At 68.9% G+C, this 17,266-nt stretch carries 16 protein-coding genes; 9 read left to right on the forward strand and 7 right to left on the reverse strand.

Features of this window, described 5'->3' with window-relative positions; all coding sequences use genetic code 11:
- The first annotated feature begins 121 nt into the window (after positions 1 to 121).
- Together ACWDV4_RS23210 and ctaD are read left to right on the forward strand one after the other, a co-directional pair.
- Positions 122 to 1,228, forward strand: a complete 1,107-nt coding sequence (locus ACWDV4_RS23210) for an FAD-dependent monooxygenase (protein ID WP_449982197.1) — start codon at positions 122 to 124, stop codon at positions 1,226 to 1,228.
- Positions 1,229 to 1,472: 244 nt separating this feature from the next.
- On the forward strand, positions 1,473 to 3,233 hold the full coding sequence (gene ctaD, locus ACWDV4_RS23215; protein ID WP_449982200.1) for an aa3-type cytochrome oxidase subunit I: 1,761 nt from the start codon (positions 1,473 to 1,475) through the stop codon (positions 3,231 to 3,233).
- Between the two features lie 117 nt (positions 3,234 to 3,350).
- Here the strand turns inward: ctaD and ACWDV4_RS23220 are convergent, their stop codons facing one another.
- The 4 genes from ACWDV4_RS23220 to ACWDV4_RS23235 form a co-directional block, all read right to left on the reverse strand.
- Positions 3,351 to 4,667, reverse strand: a complete 1,317-nt coding sequence (locus ACWDV4_RS23220; protein ID WP_449982202.1) for an MFS transporter — start codon at positions 4,665 to 4,667, stop codon at positions 3,351 to 3,353.
- An 87-nt stretch (positions 4,668 to 4,754) separates the two neighbouring features.
- On the reverse strand, positions 4,755 to 5,333 hold the full coding sequence (locus ACWDV4_RS23225) for an isochorismatase family protein (RefSeq protein ID WP_449982205.1): 579 nt from the start codon (positions 5,331 to 5,333) through the stop codon (positions 4,755 to 4,757).
- 42 nt (positions 5,334 to 5,375) lie between these two features.
- A complete protein-coding gene (locus ACWDV4_RS23230; RefSeq protein WP_449982208.1) occupies positions 5,376 to 6,662 on the reverse strand; it encodes a nicotinate phosphoribosyltransferase in 1,287 nt (428 codons plus the stop codon).
- A gap of 55 nt (positions 6,663 to 6,717) precedes the next feature.
- Positions 6,718 to 9,384 (reverse strand): LuxR C-terminal-related transcriptional regulator, encoded by a 2,667-nt coding sequence (locus ACWDV4_RS23235; RefSeq protein ID WP_449982210.1) that lies wholly within the window; start codon positions 9,382 to 9,384, stop codon positions 6,718 to 6,720.
- 205 nt (positions 9,385 to 9,589) lie between these two features.
- Here ACWDV4_RS23235 and ACWDV4_RS23240 point away from each other — a divergent pair, with 205 nt between their 5' ends.
- From ACWDV4_RS23240 to ACWDV4_RS23250, 3 genes are all read left to right on the forward strand, one after another.
- Positions 9,590 to 11,080, forward strand: coding sequence for a hypothetical protein (locus tag ACWDV4_RS23240; protein WP_449982213.1), 1,491 nt, complete (start codon positions 9,590 to 9,592; stop codon positions 11,078 to 11,080).
- 80 nt (positions 11,081 to 11,160) lie between these two features.
- Positions 11,161 to 11,451, forward strand: coding sequence for an ATP-dependent Clp protease adapter ClpS (clpS, locus tag ACWDV4_RS23245; RefSeq protein WP_449982215.1), 291 nt, complete (start codon positions 11,161 to 11,163; stop codon positions 11,449 to 11,451).
- Complete coding sequence (locus ACWDV4_RS23250; RefSeq protein ID WP_449982415.1) at positions 11,427 to 11,951, forward strand: DUF2017 domain-containing protein; 525 nt, start codon at positions 11,427 to 11,429, stop codon at positions 11,949 to 11,951. The genes clpS and ACWDV4_RS23250 overlap by 25 nt, the downstream gene beginning before the upstream one ends.
- A 55-nt stretch (positions 11,952 to 12,006) precedes the next feature.
- Here ACWDV4_RS23250 and ACWDV4_RS23255 read toward each other — a convergent pair whose 3' ends face one another.
- On the reverse strand, positions 12,007 to 12,789 hold the full coding sequence (locus ACWDV4_RS23255) for an ABC transporter permease (protein WP_449982218.1): 783 nt from the start codon (positions 12,787 to 12,789) through the stop codon (positions 12,007 to 12,009).
- Positions 12,786 to 13,736, reverse strand: a complete 951-nt coding sequence (locus ACWDV4_RS23260; RefSeq protein ID WP_449982221.1) for an ATP-binding cassette domain-containing protein — start codon at positions 13,734 to 13,736, stop codon at positions 12,786 to 12,788. The genes ACWDV4_RS23255 and ACWDV4_RS23260 overlap by 4 nt, the downstream gene beginning before the upstream one ends.
- A 110-nt stretch (positions 13,737 to 13,846) precedes the next feature.
- On the opposite strand from ACWDV4_RS23260, the gene ACWDV4_RS23265 reads away from it, so the two are divergent.
- The 4 genes from ACWDV4_RS23265 (at position 13,847) to ACWDV4_RS23280 (ending at position 16,613) form a co-directional block, all read left to right on the forward strand.
- A complete protein-coding gene (locus ACWDV4_RS23265) occupies positions 13,847 to 14,671 on the forward strand; it encodes a TetR/AcrR family transcriptional regulator (RefSeq protein WP_449982224.1) in 825 nt (274 codons plus the stop codon).
- A gap of 47 nt (positions 14,672 to 14,718) precedes the next feature.
- A complete protein-coding gene (locus tag ACWDV4_RS23270) occupies positions 14,719 to 15,222 on the forward strand; it encodes a Mov34/MPN/PAD-1 family protein (RefSeq protein WP_449982227.1) in 504 nt (167 codons plus the stop codon).
- Between the two features lie 78 nt (positions 15,223 to 15,300).
- Positions 15,301 to 15,636, forward strand: a complete 336-nt coding sequence (locus ACWDV4_RS23275) for a MoaD/ThiS family protein (RefSeq protein WP_449982230.1) — start codon at positions 15,301 to 15,303, stop codon at positions 15,634 to 15,636.
- 11 nt (positions 15,637 to 15,647) lie between these two features.
- Positions 15,648 to 16,613 (forward strand): PLP-dependent cysteine synthase family protein, encoded by a 966-nt coding sequence (locus tag ACWDV4_RS23280; RefSeq protein ID WP_449982233.1) that lies wholly within the window; start codon positions 15,648 to 15,650, stop codon positions 16,611 to 16,613.
- An 82-nt stretch (positions 16,614 to 16,695) separates the two neighbouring features.
- Here the strand turns inward: ACWDV4_RS23280 and ACWDV4_RS23285 are convergent, their stop codons facing one another.
- Positions 16,696 to 17,256, reverse strand: coding sequence for a hypothetical protein (locus ACWDV4_RS23285; RefSeq protein WP_449982235.1), 561 nt, complete (start codon positions 17,254 to 17,256; stop codon positions 16,696 to 16,698).
- Between the last annotated feature and the right edge of the window lie 10 nt (positions 17,257 to 17,266).

Below are 17,266 nucleotides of genomic sequence, written 5' to 3' on the forward strand. Positions count from 1 at the left end.
CGGGAATTCGGTCGATGGCGATGAGCTGGGCAGTTCTGGGCGGAACTTCCGCGTTGCGGTTGCGCGGAGTAGTGTCTTGCCTTCATCGCGTGCCGAATTCCCCTCCGGAGGCGTGACCACCATGCCCGGATCCACCCTGCGCATCCTTGTCGTCGGCGCAGGCATCGCCGGCCTGGCCGTCGCCCGTACCCTGCGGCTCGCCGGCTTCCGGCCCGAGATCGTGGAACGGCTTCCTGCGGGCCGGCCCGTCGAAACCGGTATCTATCTGCCCGGCAACGCCGCCCGGGCGCTCCGGGAGATCGGGTTGGACGGTCCGCTCCGGCCACTAGGACAGGTGATCGGCCGGCAGCGGTTCTTTGACGTGGCAGGTCGACAACTGTGTGAAGTGGACCTCGGCCGGTTGTGGTCCGGCGTCGGGGAGTGCCGCGCGTTGCCCCGGGCCGAGCTTCATCAGGTACTGCTCACCGCCGCCGGCGGTGACGTACGACACGGCGTCGAGCTGCGCCGGTTGGAGCTGGCCCCGAACACGGTCACAGTCACCTTCGGTGACGGGCGGATGGCCGAATACGACCTGGTGATCGGTGCCGACGGTCGACGGTCCATCGTCCGTACCCTGGCCGCGCTCGGTGGCACACTCCGCCCGGTGGGTCAGATCGTCTATCGCAGCGTGGTGACCGGTGGCCCACGGGTTGCCGACTGGATCGCCCTGCTGGGTCAGCGTGCCGGCTTCGTCGTCGTCCCGATGGGGGCCGGCCGGCTCTACTGCTGTGCCGACGAGGCCGGCACGACGCTCCCCGCCGACCCGTTGGCCCGGCTGCGCGAGATCTTCGGCGAGTACGGCGGACCGTTGCCGGCCGTACTCGCCGCGCTGGACAAGGTGCGGGCGGAGGTGGCCGAGGAGGTCGAACTAGGACGCTGGTCACACGGGCGAGTGGTGCTCGTCGGGGACGCCGCACACGCCACCGCACCGACCCTGTCCCAGGGCGCGGCGATGGCGATCGAGGACGCGGTGGCGCTCGCCGACGCGCTACGTCGTACGGATCACGTCCCAGACGCCCTCGACAGCTACGAGAGTCGTCGTCGCCCCCGTACGAAATGGGTGCTCGACCGGACCCGCGACCGGGACCGGACCAGGGACGTGACGCCAGCACTGCGCGATCCGTTGCTGCGGGGCCGTGGTGGACGGATCTTCCAGGAGCATTACCGGTTGCTCCTCGACCCGGCGTGACAGCCGGCTCGGACCATGCCGTGCCGCCTGCTCGGAATATCCCCTGGCCGCCTGGCCGGGTATCGCGTGACGTGCTGGCCGAGCCACTCGTGGCATGCGCACCAGCCCTTCCCGAGGGCTGTCGACGGCGCGTTCGGCACCCGACGCGTGACCCGCTGCTGCTGGGGACTATTCTGCCTGCGAGGTACGGCTCGCAGATCAACAGCGCGTGCCGAGTGGGACTAACGAGAACCGGAGGCCACTCGTGACCACCGTCGCACCCAAGCCGATTGTGACCCGGCCATGGCCGGTCCGTCAGCCGGTCAAGGGCTCGGCATTCGCGCGGCTGTTGCGTACGACCGACGCGAAGCAAATCGGGATCATGTACATGGTCACCGCGTTCGTGTTCTTCTTGATCGGCGGCCTGATGGCGCTGGTCATGCGGGCCGAACTCGCGCGACCCGGGCTGCAGTTCCTGTCACCCGAGCAGTACAACCAGCTCTTCACGATGCACGGCACGATCATGTTGCTGTTCTTCGCGACGCCGATCGTGTTCGCCTTCGCGAACTACCTGGTGCCGATCCAGATCGGCGCGCCGGACGTGTCGTTCCCGCGGCTGAACAGCTTCGCCTACTGGCTCTACCTGTTCGGCGGCACGATGGCCACGGCCGGCTTCCTCACCCCGGGTGGCGCGGCCGACTTCGGCTGGTTCGCCTACGCGCCGCTGAGCAGCGTGGAGCACACGCCGGGCATCGGTGCCAACCTGTGGGTCTTCGGTCTGGCCATCTCCGGTCTGGGCACCATCCTCGGTTCGGTCAACCTGATCACGACCATCATCACGCTGCGCGCCCCGGGCATGACGATGTTCCGGATGCCGATCTTCACGTGGAACATCCTGGTCGCCAGCCTGCTGGTGCTCCTGGTCTTCCCGCTGCTGGCCGCCGCCCTGCTGGCGCTCGCCGCCGACCGGATCCTCGGTGCGCACATCTACGACCCGGCCACCGGCGGGCCGATGCTCTGGCAGCACCTCTTCTGGTTCTTCGGCCATCCCGAGGTCTACATCATCGCGCTGCCGTTCTTCGGCATCATCAGCGAGATCATCCCGGTCTTCTCCCGTAAGCCGATCTTCGGCTACAAGGGACTGGTCGCGGCCACCCTCGCCATCGCCGCCCTGTCGATGAGCGTGTGGGCGCACCACATGTTCGCCACCGGTCAGGTGCTGCTGCCGTTCTTCAGCTTCCTGAGCTTCCTGATCGCCGTACCGACGGGCATGAAGTTCTTCAACTGGATCGGCACCATGTGGCGGGGCCAGATCAGCTTCGAGTCCCCGATGCTCTGGTCGATCGGCTTCCTGACGACCTTCCTCTTCGGCGGTCTCACCGGTGTGCTGCTGGCCAGCCCGCCGCTCGACTTCCACGTCACCGACTCGTACTTCGTGGTGGCCCACTTCCACTACGTGCTCTTCGGCACGATCGTGTTCGCCGTCTTCGCCGGCATCTACTTCTGGTTCCCGAAGATGTTCGGCCGGATGCTGGACGAGCGGCTGGCCAAGGTGCACTTCTGGATGACCCTGGTCGGTTTCCACATGACCTTCCTGGTGCAGCACTGGCTGGGTAACGAGGGCATGCCCCGGCGGTACGCCGACTACCAGGCCATCGACGGCTTCACCGAGCTGAACATGATCTCCACGATCGGCGCGTTCATCACCGGTGTCTCGACCCTGCCGTTCCTCTACAACGTGTGGAAGTCGTACAAGACCGGCCCGGTGGTCGAGGTCAACGACCCGTGGGGCTACGGCAACTCGCTGGAGTGGGCGACCAGCTGCCCGCCGCCGCTGCGCAACTTCGACGTGATGCCGCGGATCCGCTCCGAGCGGCCGGCGTTCGACGCCAAGTTCCCGGAGCTGGCGGCTGGCGGACAGTCGCTGGCCGGGCCGCCGGAGGGTGGCGCGAAGCCGCTCACCAGCGAGTCGGACCACGGTGCCAGCTACCAGGAGGACGTGGAGTCCAACCTCGACCGGCGCTGACCAGCCGGCCGCGCGACGAAGCAAGGCCCTGCCTCCCAGACATCTGGGAGGCAGGGCCTTTTCGTCATCAGATTCCTCCGTGGCTAGGCCCCACGATTACCTGTTCGACGCCCGGGTTCAGCCCCTGATCAGCGGGGTCGGATCCGTTCCATCCAGCGTCGATGGTGCGGAAACCATCGGGTCGGAAACCGTCGGTGCGGCCTGCTCGGAGGCCAACGGGCTCGCCGGATCAGGGCTCGCCGGTACGGCGATGGGCCCGCCAGCGCGCCGGTTTCGGCGGAGCTGGCCGGGGAGCACGGTCAGGGCCACCAGGGTGCCGAGGGCACCGATCGCGGCGAACCCCCAGCCCGGACCCGACCGGTCGATGACCGCGCCCGCGAACGGGGCACCCAGGGCGAGTCCAACGGTCAGCGCCGAACCGTACAGACCCATCGCCTCACCGCGCACCGCAGCCGGTACGAGGTTGCTGACCGCGTTGGCGGAGGCGGTCAGGGTCGGGGCGCACATCAACCCGGAAGGCAGCAGGGCGAGGGCGAGCAGCCACCACTGGCCGCTGGCCAGTCCGACCGGGATGGTGCAGATCCCGAGCAGCAGCGCCAGCCGCAGCAGGGACGGCGGTCGGGCCATCGCCCCGTAGGAGAAGCCGCCGACCAGCGACGCGGCAGACCACAGAGTCAGTACGACGCCGGTCCAGCCGACCTCGTCGGCGTCCTGGAGCGCCGCGACGATGGAGATGTCCGCCCCGGCCAGCACCAGGGTGCTGGCGGCACCGATGGCCATCACCCCGATCAGCCGGGGGGTGAACCATTCCCGGCGCGGGATCCGTCGGCCTGGGGCGACAGCCGGTTCGTCGTGGCCGCGTACCGGTGGGTTCAGTGCGATGAGCGCCACCCCGGCCAGCACGATGCCGCCGCCCACCATCGCCATGGTGGCCCGGGCCGAGCCGGTGGTGACCAGCAGCACCGCCAGCGCCGGGCCGACCATGAACGACAGTTCGGTGGTCATCGAGTCCAGCGCGTACGCCTGTCGGCGGTGCCCCTCGGGCACCAGAGCGGCGATGGACTGCCGGACCACCGACGAGAGCGGCAGGGCCAGCATCCCGCCCAGTAGGGCCGCGCCCACCAGGACCGGATAGGGCATGAACCGGGTCGTGCTCCAGAACACCGCCCCGCCGATGGTGGCCAGCAGCAACGCCGGTCGTAGGCCCCGCCGGTCGATCAACCGGCCCAGCAGTGGCTGGCCGATCGCCATGCCGATCGTCATCGCGGCACCGACCATCCCGGCGGCGGCGTAGACCTGGCCGAGGTCGGTGACGACGTAGAGGGTCAGCACGATCGACGTGGCGGTCAGCGGGATACGGGCCAGCGACGACACCAGCAGCAGCGACCGGACACCGGGCAGGGCGAGCGCCTGCCGGTAAGGCTTCAGGATCATCAGGCTCCGTACCTCCGGCAGCCATCCTCCCGCCGGCGTTCGACCAGCGCACGGCGATTATCCGCGCAGGTCGTCACGTCTCGGTCGTCACACTGGGACGATCGGCGTGCCGGTGAGCTGCACCCCCGCCTCGGCCAACTGGAGCAACGCGGCGTCGGTGCTCGGCTCGGCCACCGCAGCGGTCAGCTCGAGCAGCACCGTGGTGGTGAAGCCCTCCCGGGCCGCGTCCAGGGCCGTGGCGCGTACGCAGTGGTCGGTGGCGATGCCGACCACGTCGACCGCCGCGACGTCGTGTTCGCGTAGCCACTCGGCCAGGTCCAGACCGTCGGCGGCGTAGCCCTCGAACCCGGAGTACGCGGCGGAGCGTTCGCCCTTGTGGAAGACCGCCTCGATACGGTCGGTGCTCAGGTCGGGGTGGAAGTCGACCCCGTCGGTGCCCACCACGCAGTGCGCCGGCCAGGAGTCGACGTAGTCGGGTGGGTTGCCGAAGTGGACGCCGGGATCCACGTGGTAGTCCTTCGTGGCGACCACGTGGTCCCACCGCTCGGGTTGGTCGGCGAGTAGCCGCGTGATCGCCGAGGCCACCTCGGCACCCCCGGCCACGGCGAGTGAGCCGCCCTCGCAGAAGTCGTTCTGCACGTCGACGATGATCAGTGCACGGCGCATGGGAACCCTTTCCGCAACTGGTTCAGCCGGCGGGGATGTCATTCAGCCGGCGGGGACGATGGTGACCGGGATAGCCGGATCGCCCCCGGAGAGTTTCAACCCCTCCCACGGGATGGAGATCAGGCACTGGCGCAGGTGCTCCCGGGACTCGGCGAGCGTGGGCAGCACCGCCAGCTCCCCACCGGTCAGGTACGACTGCTGCAACGCCCGATCGTGGGGCAGCCGCTCCGGCATGCCCTGGGAGACCACGATCTCCTCGATGGCCGTACCGGTTGGCTTGTGTCGCCGGACCGCGAACTTGCGCCCGCCGACCGTCGCCTTGTTCTCCGAGCGTTTCACGACCGGTCGCCCGTCGACCTCGACCAGCTTGTAGACCAGGCCGGCGGTGGGTGCCCCGGAACCGGTACCCACGGCGGTGCCCGCCCCGTACATGTCCACCGGTTCGGCGGCGAGCGCGGCGATGGCGTACTCGTCCAGGTCACCCGAGACGGTGATCTTCGTCTCGGTGGCACCGAGCGAGTCGAGCAGCTCCCGGGACTGGTGGGCCAGCACCGACAGGTCACCGGAGTCGATCCGGATCGCCCGCAGGTCCGGGCCGGCGACCTCGATCGCGTTGCGGATGCCCTGGCTGATGTCGTACGTGTCGACCAGCAGCGTGGTGTTCTTGCCCTGGGCGGCGACCTGGGCGGCGAAGGCCGCCTTCTCGTCGTCATAGAGCAGCGTGAACGCATGCGCGGCGGTGCCGGCGGTGGGGATCCCGTACCGCTGGCCGGCGGCCAGGTTGGAGGTGTAGCCGAAGCCGGCCAGGTAGGAGGCGCGTGCGGCGGCCACCGCCGCCTCCTCGTGGACCCGCCGGGAACCCATCTCGATCAACGTACGGCCCCGGGCGGCGGTCACCATCCGGGCTGCGGCGGCGGCCACCGCGCTGTCGTAGTTGAGCACCGACAGGATGAGCGTCTCGAGCAGCACGCATTCGGCGAAGGTGCCGGAGACGGTGAGGATCGGGGACCCGGGGAAGAACAGTTCGCCCTCGGCGTACCCGTCGATGTCGCCACCGAAGCGGTAGCGCGACAGCCAGTCGGCGGTCTCCGCGTCGACCACCCCGGTCTCCCGCAGGAACGCCACCTCCGTCTCGTCGAACCGGAAGTCACGCACCAACTTGGCCAGGCGGCCGGTGCCGGCCACCACGCCGTAGCGCCGCCCGGTGGGCAGCCGTCGGGCGAAGACCTCGAAGACGCAGTGTCGTTCGGCGGTGCCGTCGCGCAGCCCGGCGCTGATCATGGTCAGCTCGTAGTGGTCGGTCAGCAACGCGGGACGAGAGAGGTTCACCATCCCAGCCTAGGACGTTGTTCGGGACGTCGGCGGGCCTGCCTCACCTTCCCGGTCAGCCGTCCGGATCGGGCATCGTCCGCAGGGCGGACCAGAGTTCGCCCCGTCCGGTCACCCCGAGCTTGCTATAGACCCGTTGCAGATGGTTTTCCACGGTACGGGTGGAGATGTAAAGCTCTTCGGCGATGTTGCGGCTGGCCAGCCCACCAGCGGCCAGTCTGGCGATCTGGCGCTCCCGCTCGGTCAGCGTCGGCTGCCGGATCGAGAAGACCGGACTGCGTACGACGTCGCAGCGAGCCAGCAGGTCGCCGAGGAAGAGGTTGGCCGGGTGCGCCTGCGGGGAACGGACCGCCCGCAGCCGGAGGACCGCCTCGGCAGCGGCCTCGGCGGCGTACACGTTCAGACCCTGCTCGGCGTAGCTCTCCGCCACGGCAAGCAGGTCCCCGCCGGCGCGGCTGGCGGCGGCGCGGGCATGCCGGGCGAGCAGCGGGGCCAGCCGTCCATCGACGGTCTCGGAGAGCTCGGTCAATCGTTGGGCGACGGTCTGCCGTCGCCCGCCTCCAATCGACTGGTCGAGTTCGAAGTCCGCGTGACCGAGGCGGACCAGGTCGTGCAGGGCATGGATCTCATGGCCGGCGAACCCGTCGGTCCGGAGCCGCCGGATCAGCTCGGCCAAGGTCCGGACCGCGCCGCCGACGTTCCCGGCGCTGGCCAGCATCGCCGCGCGGGCCTGCTCCCGCCACGGATAGAGCACTTCCATGCCGGTGATGTGCATCCGGTCGGACTCGGCCATCGCCAGGACGGCCTGTTCCGCGTCACCGCGCAGCGCCGCCGCCTGGGTTCGCTCCGCGTGGGCCAGCCCAGCGAAGGCCGGACTACCGGCGAGCACCGCACAGGCCCCCAGGCTGAACCGGAGTGCGTCGCCGGTCTGGCCACGGAGCCGGGCGGCCTGTGCGCGCAGGATCGACAGATAGCCCGAGCCGAGCCGGAAGTCACCCGCGTCGGCCAGGTCCGCGAACTCGTCGGCGACGATCGCGTCGATGCCGGCGAGGTCACCGGTGAGCGCGAGCCGGGTGCCCCGGGCCAACTCCAGAGCCAGTTGCAGGTACGGCATGTCGCTCCGCCACTGTGCCGCGTCGGCCTCGACGCTGGCGATGGCCCGGCCACTCTGGACCAGCTCCCCCCGGGCCGCCTGGAGATGGGCGATGGTGCAGCGGGCCAGCCCTCGGGCGGCGACGGAAGCCGCAGGACGGTCCAGCACCTCGCGGCTGAGCCGGAGTGCCCCGGCGCAGTCGAGCCGGTGCAACCGCATGATCGCCTCGAAGGACCGGACCCGGGCCCGGTGCGCCAGGTCGGTCAGCTGTTCCACGTCCGCCTCGATCGACTCGATCGTCGACTCCTGGCTCAGACCCCAGTAGGAGACCATCCCGCGGACCGTCAGCCAGCGGCTGCGCTGCTGGTCACAGGCGATCTGGTCGGCGACGGAGTCGAGCACCCCGATCGCCTCCTGCGGCTGGTCGCCGAACATCAGGATGGTGGCCAGCAGTTCGGCGGCGGCGAAACCACCGCCGGTCTCGAGCGCCGCCCGCGCCAGTCGTCCCGCCAGCGGTACGTCGTACTGGCTGAACGCCAGCCCGGCCGCGCGCAGCAGCGGCGCCGGCTTGTCGGCGGTATCGGAGTCGAGCCGCCAGACCGCCACCCGCAGCAGGTCGTCGCGGCGCCGGGCACCGGTCCCCTCCACCAGGTCGGCGAGTTGCGCGGTCAGCCTGCGGAGCCGGATCAGCGGGCAGCGGTGCCGGACCACCTCGCCATAGATCGGGTGAGCCAGGACCACGTTCCGGCGTCGGTCGTGCTGGACGATACGAATCAGCCCCTGCTGTTCGGCCGCCTCCGCGTCCGGGCACGGCACCGCCTGTTTCAGCAGCGTCTCACCGATGGGTTCGCCGAGCGCGACGAGTTCCACAGCGGTGCGTACCCCGGGGCTGAACTGCGTGACCTGGGTGTCGATCAGGGTGTCGAGGGTGGCGGTCAGTCCTGGTTGACCGGTCCAGTGCAGTACGCCGTACATCTCGACCAGTTCGCCACTGTCGTTTGCCGCCTTGACCAGTTCGCGCAGCAGTAGGGCGTTGCCGCCGGAGAACCGCCAGAGACGTTCCGCCGAGGGTGCGTCGACCGTGGTCCCCAGGATCGCCCCCGCCAGTTCGGTCGTCTCGGCCAGCGGCAGCGCGGGCAGTTCCAGGTGCTCGACCAGGTCGTCGGTCCACAGTGCCCGGATGGGTAGGGGGATCACCGAACCGGTGAGCATGGTGCTCAGCACGGTGGCATCGTCGGAGCGGGCGATCAGGTAGACCAGGGCGGCGGACGAGTCGTCGAGCAGGTGGATGTCGTCGACGGCGAGGACGACCGACCGGCCGGCCGCCTGCTGGTGCAACGCATCCACCGCCCAGCGGAGGATGCCGGCGGGGGAGAGGCCGGAAGGTTGGTCGGCGGGTAGCACCTGGGCCAGGCCCCCGAAGGGCAGACCCGAGGTGGCGATGTTGGCCGAAGCGGACCAGACTGCGTACCGGTCCGTCGGAAGCTGCTTGACCGCGTGGGAGAGCAGCCGACTCTTGCCGATTCCAGCGGCGCCACTGATGAGCAGGCCCCGGCCGGTGACTCCAGTCGCGGCATCGATCAACCGATCGAGTTGCTGCTTGCGGCCGACGAACTCCCACAAAGCCATTGGCGCAGCATATAGACCAAACTCGGTCCGCGTGCGATCGGTAACGCAGCGAAGTTGAGTATCGGTAGAATTACCCATGAGTATTACGGGCGCTCGGCGCATACCGCCCGGACGGCGTAACGTTCCGGTGTCCGGCTTCTGACTTGATTCGCCAGCGTTTCCGCGTGCCGACCGAATCGAACCTTGGTAAGGGAGGCCCCCGAGGATGGGCTACCGGCCGCTCGACGCCGCTGCCACTGGCGAGCACCATGAGTTTGCCCAGTATCGGGCGGTCGATGTTCCCGGAGGCCCCGAGTTCGACGAGCCACTCGGGGTCGTCGCCATCGGCCCGGCGGGCAGCGGCCGTACCGAGGTGCTCGGTGCCCTGCTCGACATCGCCCCGGCTAGCCTGCGGGTCCCGTCGGACAGTTTCCTGGTTGTCCAGCATGGTCCCGCCGCCGACGGTGTCGCCTACCTGCCTGACCATCCCGAGCCGTATCCCTACCGGGCCGAGCCGGTCGGTGCTGGTCCGCCGATTGCTCGCCCACCGCGTCGGGTCGAGATGACGCTGCCGGATCGGCTGCTGCGCTACTTCGCCGTCGTCGACACACCAGACACCGGTACGCTCGGGCCGGCCGGTGCCCGGGTGCTGCTCGACGCGGTCAGCCGGGCCGGCGCCGCGCTTTTCGTGATCTCCACCGAGCAGACGTTGAGCGCCGCCGAGCTTGCCCTGCTGACCGCCCTCGCCGCGTACGACGTGGCGGTCTTCTTCGTCGTCACACCATCTGCCGAGGCCGACGACTGCGCCGATCCCGGTGACGAGCCGTACCTCGATCAGGTGTCGGTCGCGCTCGACGCACACCGGGCGACCCTGCTGGCCGCCGTGCCGGCCCTCGCCACCGCCCAGTGGTTTGCGATAGACCCGGCAACGCGGGACACGGTGCCCCTGCGCTGGGCGCTGGTGGACTGGGCGAGCGCCGAAGGACTGCGCCGGGCCAGCGGTAACCCGCCCGTGGTCCCGGGGACCAACCGGGCCGTACGGGTCCGATCCGACCTCACCGTCTCCGACCTGGCGGATCTGCTCGACCGTCAGGTACGCACCTGGGCACCCCGGATCCGGCAGCACCTCGCCCTCGAAGTGGCCAACATCCACCTGCGTTGCGTGCAGGAACTGCTCTTCGCCACCGGCTGTGCCGGACTGTCGGCCACCCTCGACCGCGAGGTCCAAGGTCTGTCGCTGTACGCCGCCGTCGAATGCGACACGGGGGTGGACCAGATCCTCGATGAGGTCATCACCCGGGTCTTCGGCGCACCGGTCGAGGACGACGTACGACGTCGCCTGGTTGCCGCGGTACGCCTCGAACTCGTCAACCATCGCACCGGCCGGGATCTGGACCGGGTGCTGCTGGTCACCGCCGCCGGGCGGGTGACCAGCAGCACCGGCTCCGGCGCGGTGGGTGCGCTGCTGGCGTACCCCGGCGCGGCCGGCGCGGCGGTCCTGCCACCGATCGGGGTGGCCCTGGCCGGTGACTGCTACCAGCATTGGCGTAGCCCCGACAACGCCACCCCAGCGATCGCCCGGTCCTGGTTGCAGCGGGTGCTGCGGGAAGTCGAGCTGGAGGTGTCGCGGGAGGTCAACCGCCGGTTCGAGGCGCTACGAGCGGTCCTGGTGACCGTGCTGACCGAGACGGTCACGCACGCGACCCTGCTTGCCTAGATGCGGTCGATACCGTGGTCGTCGGCCGTCCAGGTGTTCCGGTTCAACGCTACCGTCGGGACGGTGGCACGATGGGGGACGTGACGGCTCCGCAGGTTGCTCCGGTCGAGACGATGAACCCCGAAGAGGTACCGGTCTCCGACCGACCGTGGGTGACGATCGTCTGGAACGATCCGGTCAACCTGATGTCCTACGTCACCTGGGTGTTCCAGAAGCTCTTCGGATACAGCCGGGAGAAGGCCGAGAAGCTGATGCTCGACGTTCACCACAAGGGGCGGGCGGTGGTGTCCAGCGGTGCCCGGGAACGAATGGAGCACGACGCGTCCCAGTTGCACGCCTACGGGCTCTGGGCGACGGTGGATCGCTCGTGAGCACCTTCCGCCGGCGCGGCGACCGTTACGTGGCCCAGTTGGCACCCGACGAGGTGCGGGTATTGCGCAAGGTCGCCTCCGAGGTCGTCGGACTGCTCACCGAGGGGTTCGACCACTCCGATCCGGTGGTCGGCCGACTCTTTCCGGACATCTACCCGCGGGATCCGGTCGACTCCGCCGAGTTCCGTCAGTACACCGAGGGTGACCTCAAGACCGGCAAGATCGACCAGGCGGGCGCGATTCTGGCCGCCCTGCCCGACGACGACGCCGATGGCACGGTACGTCTCGACGCCGAGGCCGCCGAGGCATGGTTGCGGGCGCTCAACGACGCCCGGTTGGCGATGGGCGTGCGGCTGGAGCTGACCGACGACACCGACCTCACCAGCGAACTGGACGAGGCGGTGCTGGAAGACCCAGGATCGACCCGGGTCTTCCAGCTCTCCGTCTACGCCTATCTCGGCTACCTTCAGGAGTCCCTGCTGAACGCCCTGCTCGACTAGCCGCTGGCTGAACGGCTCGATCGAGCGCTGGCTGGATGGCTCGGTCAGCCGCTGGTCAGCCGCGGGCGGCGCGGCGTTTGAAGAGGTAGCCGGCGGCCAGATAGCCCAACACCAGGATTCCGCCGAACCAGGCGATCGAGAGTATGGCGCTGTCGCCGATCGGCGTACCCATCAACAGACCCCGGACGGTTTCGGTCATCGGCGTGATCGGCTGGTGCTCGGAGAACTGGCGCAGGGCGGTGGGCATCGTTTCGGTCGGTACGAAGGCACTGCTCAGGTAGGGCAGGAAGAGGATGATGACGGTGAAGCCACTGGCCGCCTCGACATTTCCGGCGAGGAGGCCCAGCGCCACCGCCAGCCAGGACATCGCCAGGATGTACAGCAACAGCAGGCCGATCGTGGCCAACCACTCCACCGGCTCGGCGTTCGGTCGGAAGCCGACGACGAGTGCCAGGCCGATGACCAGCGCGGTGGCCACGACGTTGCGGACCATGCTCGCCACCACGTGCCCGGTGAGGACGGCGGTGCTGAGGATCGGCAGCGAACGGAAGCGGTCCACGATGCCGTTGACCATGTCGTTGGCCACGCTGACGGCGGTCGACGACGCGCCGTACCCGGTGGAAAGCAAAACGATTCCGGGTACGACGTAATTGACGTACTGGTCGAATCCGGTGGTGAGCGCGCCGCCGAATACGTAGACGAACATGAGTAGCATGATCGTCGGTAGTAACACGGTCAGCAGTAGTGAGTCGAAATTGCGCCGGGTGTGTCGGAGGCTGCGGCCGACCATGGTGAGCGAATCACTGGCCGCCCAATAGAGCGCCGAGTGGGTGGTCATCGGTTTTCTGCCCTTTCCGTACGGCCGGTCAGTGCCAGGAAGACGTCGTCCAGGCTGGGGCGGTGTGTCGATATCCGGTCGACGACGATGTTCTGTTTCGCCATCTGGTCGAGCAGGTGTCGCACCTGCTCGGCGCTTCCGTCGGTCGTCACGCTGATGGTGCGCAGCTCCCGGTCGATGCCGATCGTCTGGCCATCGAGCTCCTGGCGGGCCCGTTCGAAGTCGTCCCCGGTGCCGAGGAGCAGCTCCACCCGCTCGCTGGCGAGTTGCGACTTCAGCGACTCGGCGGTGCCCTCGGCGATCACCCGACCGTCGTCGATCATGGCGATCTGGTCGGCCAGTTGATCGGCCTCCTCGAGGTACTGCGTGGTGAGGAAGACGGTGACCTCCGCTGCGACCAGCTCTCTGACCTGGTCCCACATGGCCTGCCGGCTGCGTGGGTCGAGCCCGGTGGTCGGTTCGTCGAGAAAGATCACCGAAGGTCGACCGAGCAGGCTGACGGCCAGGTCGAGGCGTCGTCGCATGCCACCGGAGTAGGTCTTGACCAACCGGCTCCGGGCCTGGGCGAGGTCGAACTGGTCGAGCAGTTCGGCGGTCCGACGGCGGGTCGCGGCCGGGTCGAGATGGCAGAGTCGACCCATCATCAGCAGGTTCTCCTCGCCGGTCAGCAGTTCGTCGACGGCGGCGTACTGCCCGGTGAGGCTGATCGTCTCGCGCACCTTCTTCGGTGTGCGCAGCACGTCGTGGCCGGCTACCGTCGCCGTTCCGGTATCCGGCTTGATGAGTGTCGAGAGGATTCGTACCAGGGTCGTCTTGCCGGCGCCGTTCGGGCCGAGCAGTGCGAATACCGTTCCTTTTCGTACGCTCAGGTCGACGCCGTCGAGCACTTTGACCCGCCGGTACGACTTGTGGATTCCGTGGGCCTTCACGATTGCGTCATCAGTCATCTTGTCTCTCGTTTCGGCGCTGCCCGAGATCGAACTGTGTATGTCATACACGCTTATGTGTAGGCTATACACAGTTCTAGGATGGGGTCAAGGCCGACCAAGGGACACGGATGACGAACGACGACGCCACCGGCGACGAGCTGCCACGCAGCCTGGAACTGCTCTGGGGACGACGGGAGCGCCCGCGCCGAGGGCCCCGACCTGGGCTCAGCCTCGATCAAATCGTCCAGGCGGCCATCGAGCTGGCGGACGCGGAAGGGCTCGGGCAGGTGTCCATGAGCCGCGTCGCCGAACGAGTCGGGTTCACGACCATGTCCCTCTACCGCTACGTCGAGGGCAAGGACGAACTGCTCATGCTCATGCAGGAGGCCGCCGGTGTGATGCCGCAGGCCGCTGCGTCATCCTCGGGTGAGACGGCAGACGAGACGGCAGACGAGACGGCAGACGAGACGGCGGACGAGGCGGCGGACGAGGGCTGGCGGGCCGGTCTGGAGCGGTGGGCCCGCGACCACCTACAGCTCTTCCGTCGGCATCCCTGGCTGCTGGAGGTGCCGATCAGCGGCCCGCCGGTCACCCCGAACGGCCTGACCTGGATGGACCGCGGTCTCCGGGCGCTCGACGGGACCGGCCTGGCGGACGGCTACCGGCTGGCGGTGGTCCAGCTCCTCACCGGGTACGTCCACGGCGAGGCGCACTTCTCGCGGGAGCTGAACCGGGCCATAGGCACCGGGACGTACGACCCGATCAGGTACGGGCAGATCCTGCGCAAGGTGGTCGACGCCGACCGCTACCCGGCGCTGTACGAGATGACCTCGACCGGTTTCTTCGACGAGATCAGCGGTTACGTCGACGCGGAGGACTTCGAGTTCGGCCTGCAACGGGTCCTGGACGGGATCGAGGTGTTCATCGAGAAACACGGCGGCCGTACCGGGTGACGGTCGCCACGTGAAAACCTCGCGGGGCTGCGGGTAGGCTGGTGGGCGTGCTGAGCATCGACCGGTCGATCATCGACGCGATCGTCGCCCACGCACGTCGGGACCATCCCGACGAGGCGTGTGGCGTCGTCGCGGGACCGGCTGGCAGCGACACCCCGACCCGGCACATCCCGATGGACAACGCGGCACGCTCGATGACGTTCTACGAGTTCGACTCGATGGAACAGCTCCGGGTGTGGCGGGAGATGGACGACCGCGACGAGGAGCCAGTCGTCATCTACCACTCGCACACCGCCACCGAGGCGTACCCGTCGCGGACCGACGTCGCCTTCGCCGGTGAGCCAGGGGCTCACTACCTGCTCGTCTCCACCCGCGATTCCGCCACCGAGGAGATCCGCTCGTTCCGCATCGTGGACGGCGTGATCACCGAGGAGCCGGTCCAGATCCTCGACGCCGAGCGCGTCGACGCCAACGTGGACCAGCACGCCGTGCAGTCCTACATGTTCGGGCAGAGCCCGGCGACGGTCGACTACGAGTGTTCCGACCGCTGATCTCTCAGCGCAGCTCGACACCCATACCTTCGTAGTCCCTTTCTTCCATGACACCGTCGTTCCATCAGGAGTAAGACCATGGCCATCGAAGTTCGTATCCCCACCATCCTGCGTAGCTACACCGGCGGCGCGAAGGTCGTCGAGGGCGCCGGTGACAACCTCGCCGAGCTGCTGACCGATCTGGACGGCAAGTACTCCGGCCTGCGGGGTCGCCTGGTCACCGAGGAGGGTGGCCTGCACCGGTTCGTCAACATCTACGTCAACGACGAGGACGTCCGCTTCCTGGGCGCGCTGGACGCCAAGGTGGCCGACGGCGACACGGTGACCATCCTGCCCGCCGTCGCCGGTGGCGCGTTCGGCTTCGCCGCCGCCGCGGCGCTGGCGGCCGCCCGTACCCCGGTCTCCGGACGCTGAGGTCGGCCGCGATGGCGCGGTACGACAGCCTGCTCGACGCCTGTGGGGGCACGCCGCTGGTCGGCCTGCCCCGCCTTTCGCCGACGGTGCCCGACGGGGCACCGCCGGTGCGGCTCTGGGCCAAGCTTGAAGACCGGAACCCGACCGGCAGCATCAAGGACCGCCCGGCTCTGTTCATGGTCCGTGAGGCTGAGGAGTCCGGGCGGCTCCGGCCGGGGGACACGATCCTCGAACCGACCAGTGGCAACACCGGCATCGCGCTGGCGATGGTGGCCAAGACCCGGGGCTACCGGCTGGTCTGCGTGATGCCGGAGAACGTCTCCGCCGAGCGGGTGCAGGTTCTGCGCATGTACGGCGCGGAGATCATCTTCTCGCCGGCGGCCGGCGGGTCCAACCAGGCGGTGGTGACCGCCAAGCAGATCGCCGCCGAGCATCCCGACTGGGTGACCCTCTTCCAGTACGGCAACGAGGCCAACGCCCGGGCCCACTACGAGACCACCGGCCCGGAACTGTTGCACGACCTGCCCACGATCACGCACTTCGTGGCCGGCCTGGGCACCACCGGCACCCTGATGGGTACCGGCCGCTACCTGCGCGAAAAGGTCGAGGGCATCGAGATCGTCGCGGCCGAGCCCCGGTACGGCGAGGTCGTCTACGGGCTGCGCAACATCGACGAGGGCTACGTGCCCGAGTTGTACGACCCGAGTGTCCTGACCCGTCGGTTCTCCGTCGGGACCCGGGACGCGGTGCTGCGTACTCGGCAGTTGGTCGAGGTGGAGGGGATCTTCGCGGGTCTCTCCACCGGTGCGATCCTGCACGCCGCGCTGGCCGTGGCCCACCAGGCGGTACGCGAGGGCCGACGGGCCGACGTCGCCTTCGTGGTGGCCGATGCCGGCTGGAAGTACCTGTCGACCGGGGCATACGGCGGCACGCTCAACGATGCCGAGGAAGCCTTGGAAGGTCAGCTCTGGGCCTGACGAGGTCGCATGCCAGGCGGTATGTCGATGGTGTGCTGGCTGCCTGGTCAGGAAATGCGGCGATGGTGTGCTGGCTGCCTGGTCAGGGAATGGCGATGGCCAGGCCCACGCTGACGCAGACGGGTACGGTGGCCAGCCCCAGCGCGATCCACGGCAGTCGCCGATGCCGGGCCATCCCGAGCGCGGCCACGGTCAGGCCGATTCCGGTTAGGCCAAGGCCAGCCAGCAGCGGCTCATACCATCCGGGCACGATGTCGGAGTGGACCGCGACCAGCGCGCGCAGCGCGGGTCCGAATCCGACGATGCCGAGCCCGGTGGCCCAGCCACAGATGCCGAGCATGCGTCCGTTGGCTCCCCGGGGTTGTGGTCGGCGGCCCAGGAAGCGGTGTCGGCCGGCGGTGGGCAGCATCGCCGAGTTCAGCGGTGGCGGAGTCGGTGGTGGAGTCGGTGGTGGCGAGGTCAGCGGCGGCGGCTTGATCTTGGTCGCTACTGGCACCGGGGTTGAGGCGTAGCGGGTGGTGACGTGCGGAGATCCGGCCTTCAGTTGGAGCGCCTGCGCCAACGCGGCCAGGGTCGCCGTATCGACCACCGGAAGCTCGGACGACGCCAGACCGGGCGGACGTCTGTCGACCTGCGCGGGCACCCCTTCACCA

This window comes from Micromonospora sp. NPDC003197, from assembly GCF_053590565.1.

What these genes read in the sequence shown, in the direction of transcription:
- ACWDV4_RS23210 (WP_449982197.1), top strand. Translation starts at nt 122, where the DNA reads ATGCCCGGATCCACCCTGCGCATCCTTGTCGTCGGCGCAGGCATCGCC.
- ACWDV4_RS23220 (WP_449982202.1), bottom strand. Translation starts at nt 4,667, where the DNA reads ATGATCCTGAAGCCTTACCGGCAGGCGCTCGCCCTGCCCGGTGTCCGG.
- ACWDV4_RS23225 (WP_449982205.1), bottom strand. Translation starts at nt 5,333, where the DNA reads ATGCGCCGTGCACTGATCATCGTCGACGTGCAGAACGACTTCTGCGAG.
- ACWDV4_RS23235 (WP_449982210.1), bottom strand. Translation starts at nt 9,384, where the DNA reads ATGGCTTTGTGGGAGTTCGTCGGCCGCAAGCAGCAACTCGATCGGTTG.
- ACWDV4_RS23240 (WP_449982213.1), top strand. Translation starts at nt 9,590, where the DNA reads ATGGGCTACCGGCCGCTCGACGCCGCTGCCACTGGCGAGCACCATGAG.
- ACWDV4_RS23255 (WP_449982218.1), bottom strand. Translation starts at nt 12,789, where the DNA reads ATGACCACCCACTCGGCGCTCTATTGGGCGGCCAGTGATTCGCTCACC.
- ACWDV4_RS23260 (WP_449982221.1), bottom strand. Translation starts at nt 13,736, where the DNA reads ATGACTGATGACGCAATCGTGAAGGCCCACGGAATCCACAAGTCGTAC.
- ACWDV4_RS23265 (WP_449982224.1), top strand. Translation starts at nt 13,847, where the DNA reads ATGACGAACGACGACGCCACCGGCGACGAGCTGCCACGCAGCCTGGAA.
- ACWDV4_RS23275 (WP_449982230.1), top strand. Translation starts at nt 15,301, where the DNA reads ATGGCCATCGAAGTTCGTATCCCCACCATCCTGCGTAGCTACACCGGC.
- ACWDV4_RS23280 (WP_449982233.1), top strand. Translation starts at nt 15,648, where the DNA reads ATGGCGCGGTACGACAGCCTGCTCGACGCCTGTGGGGGCACGCCGCTG.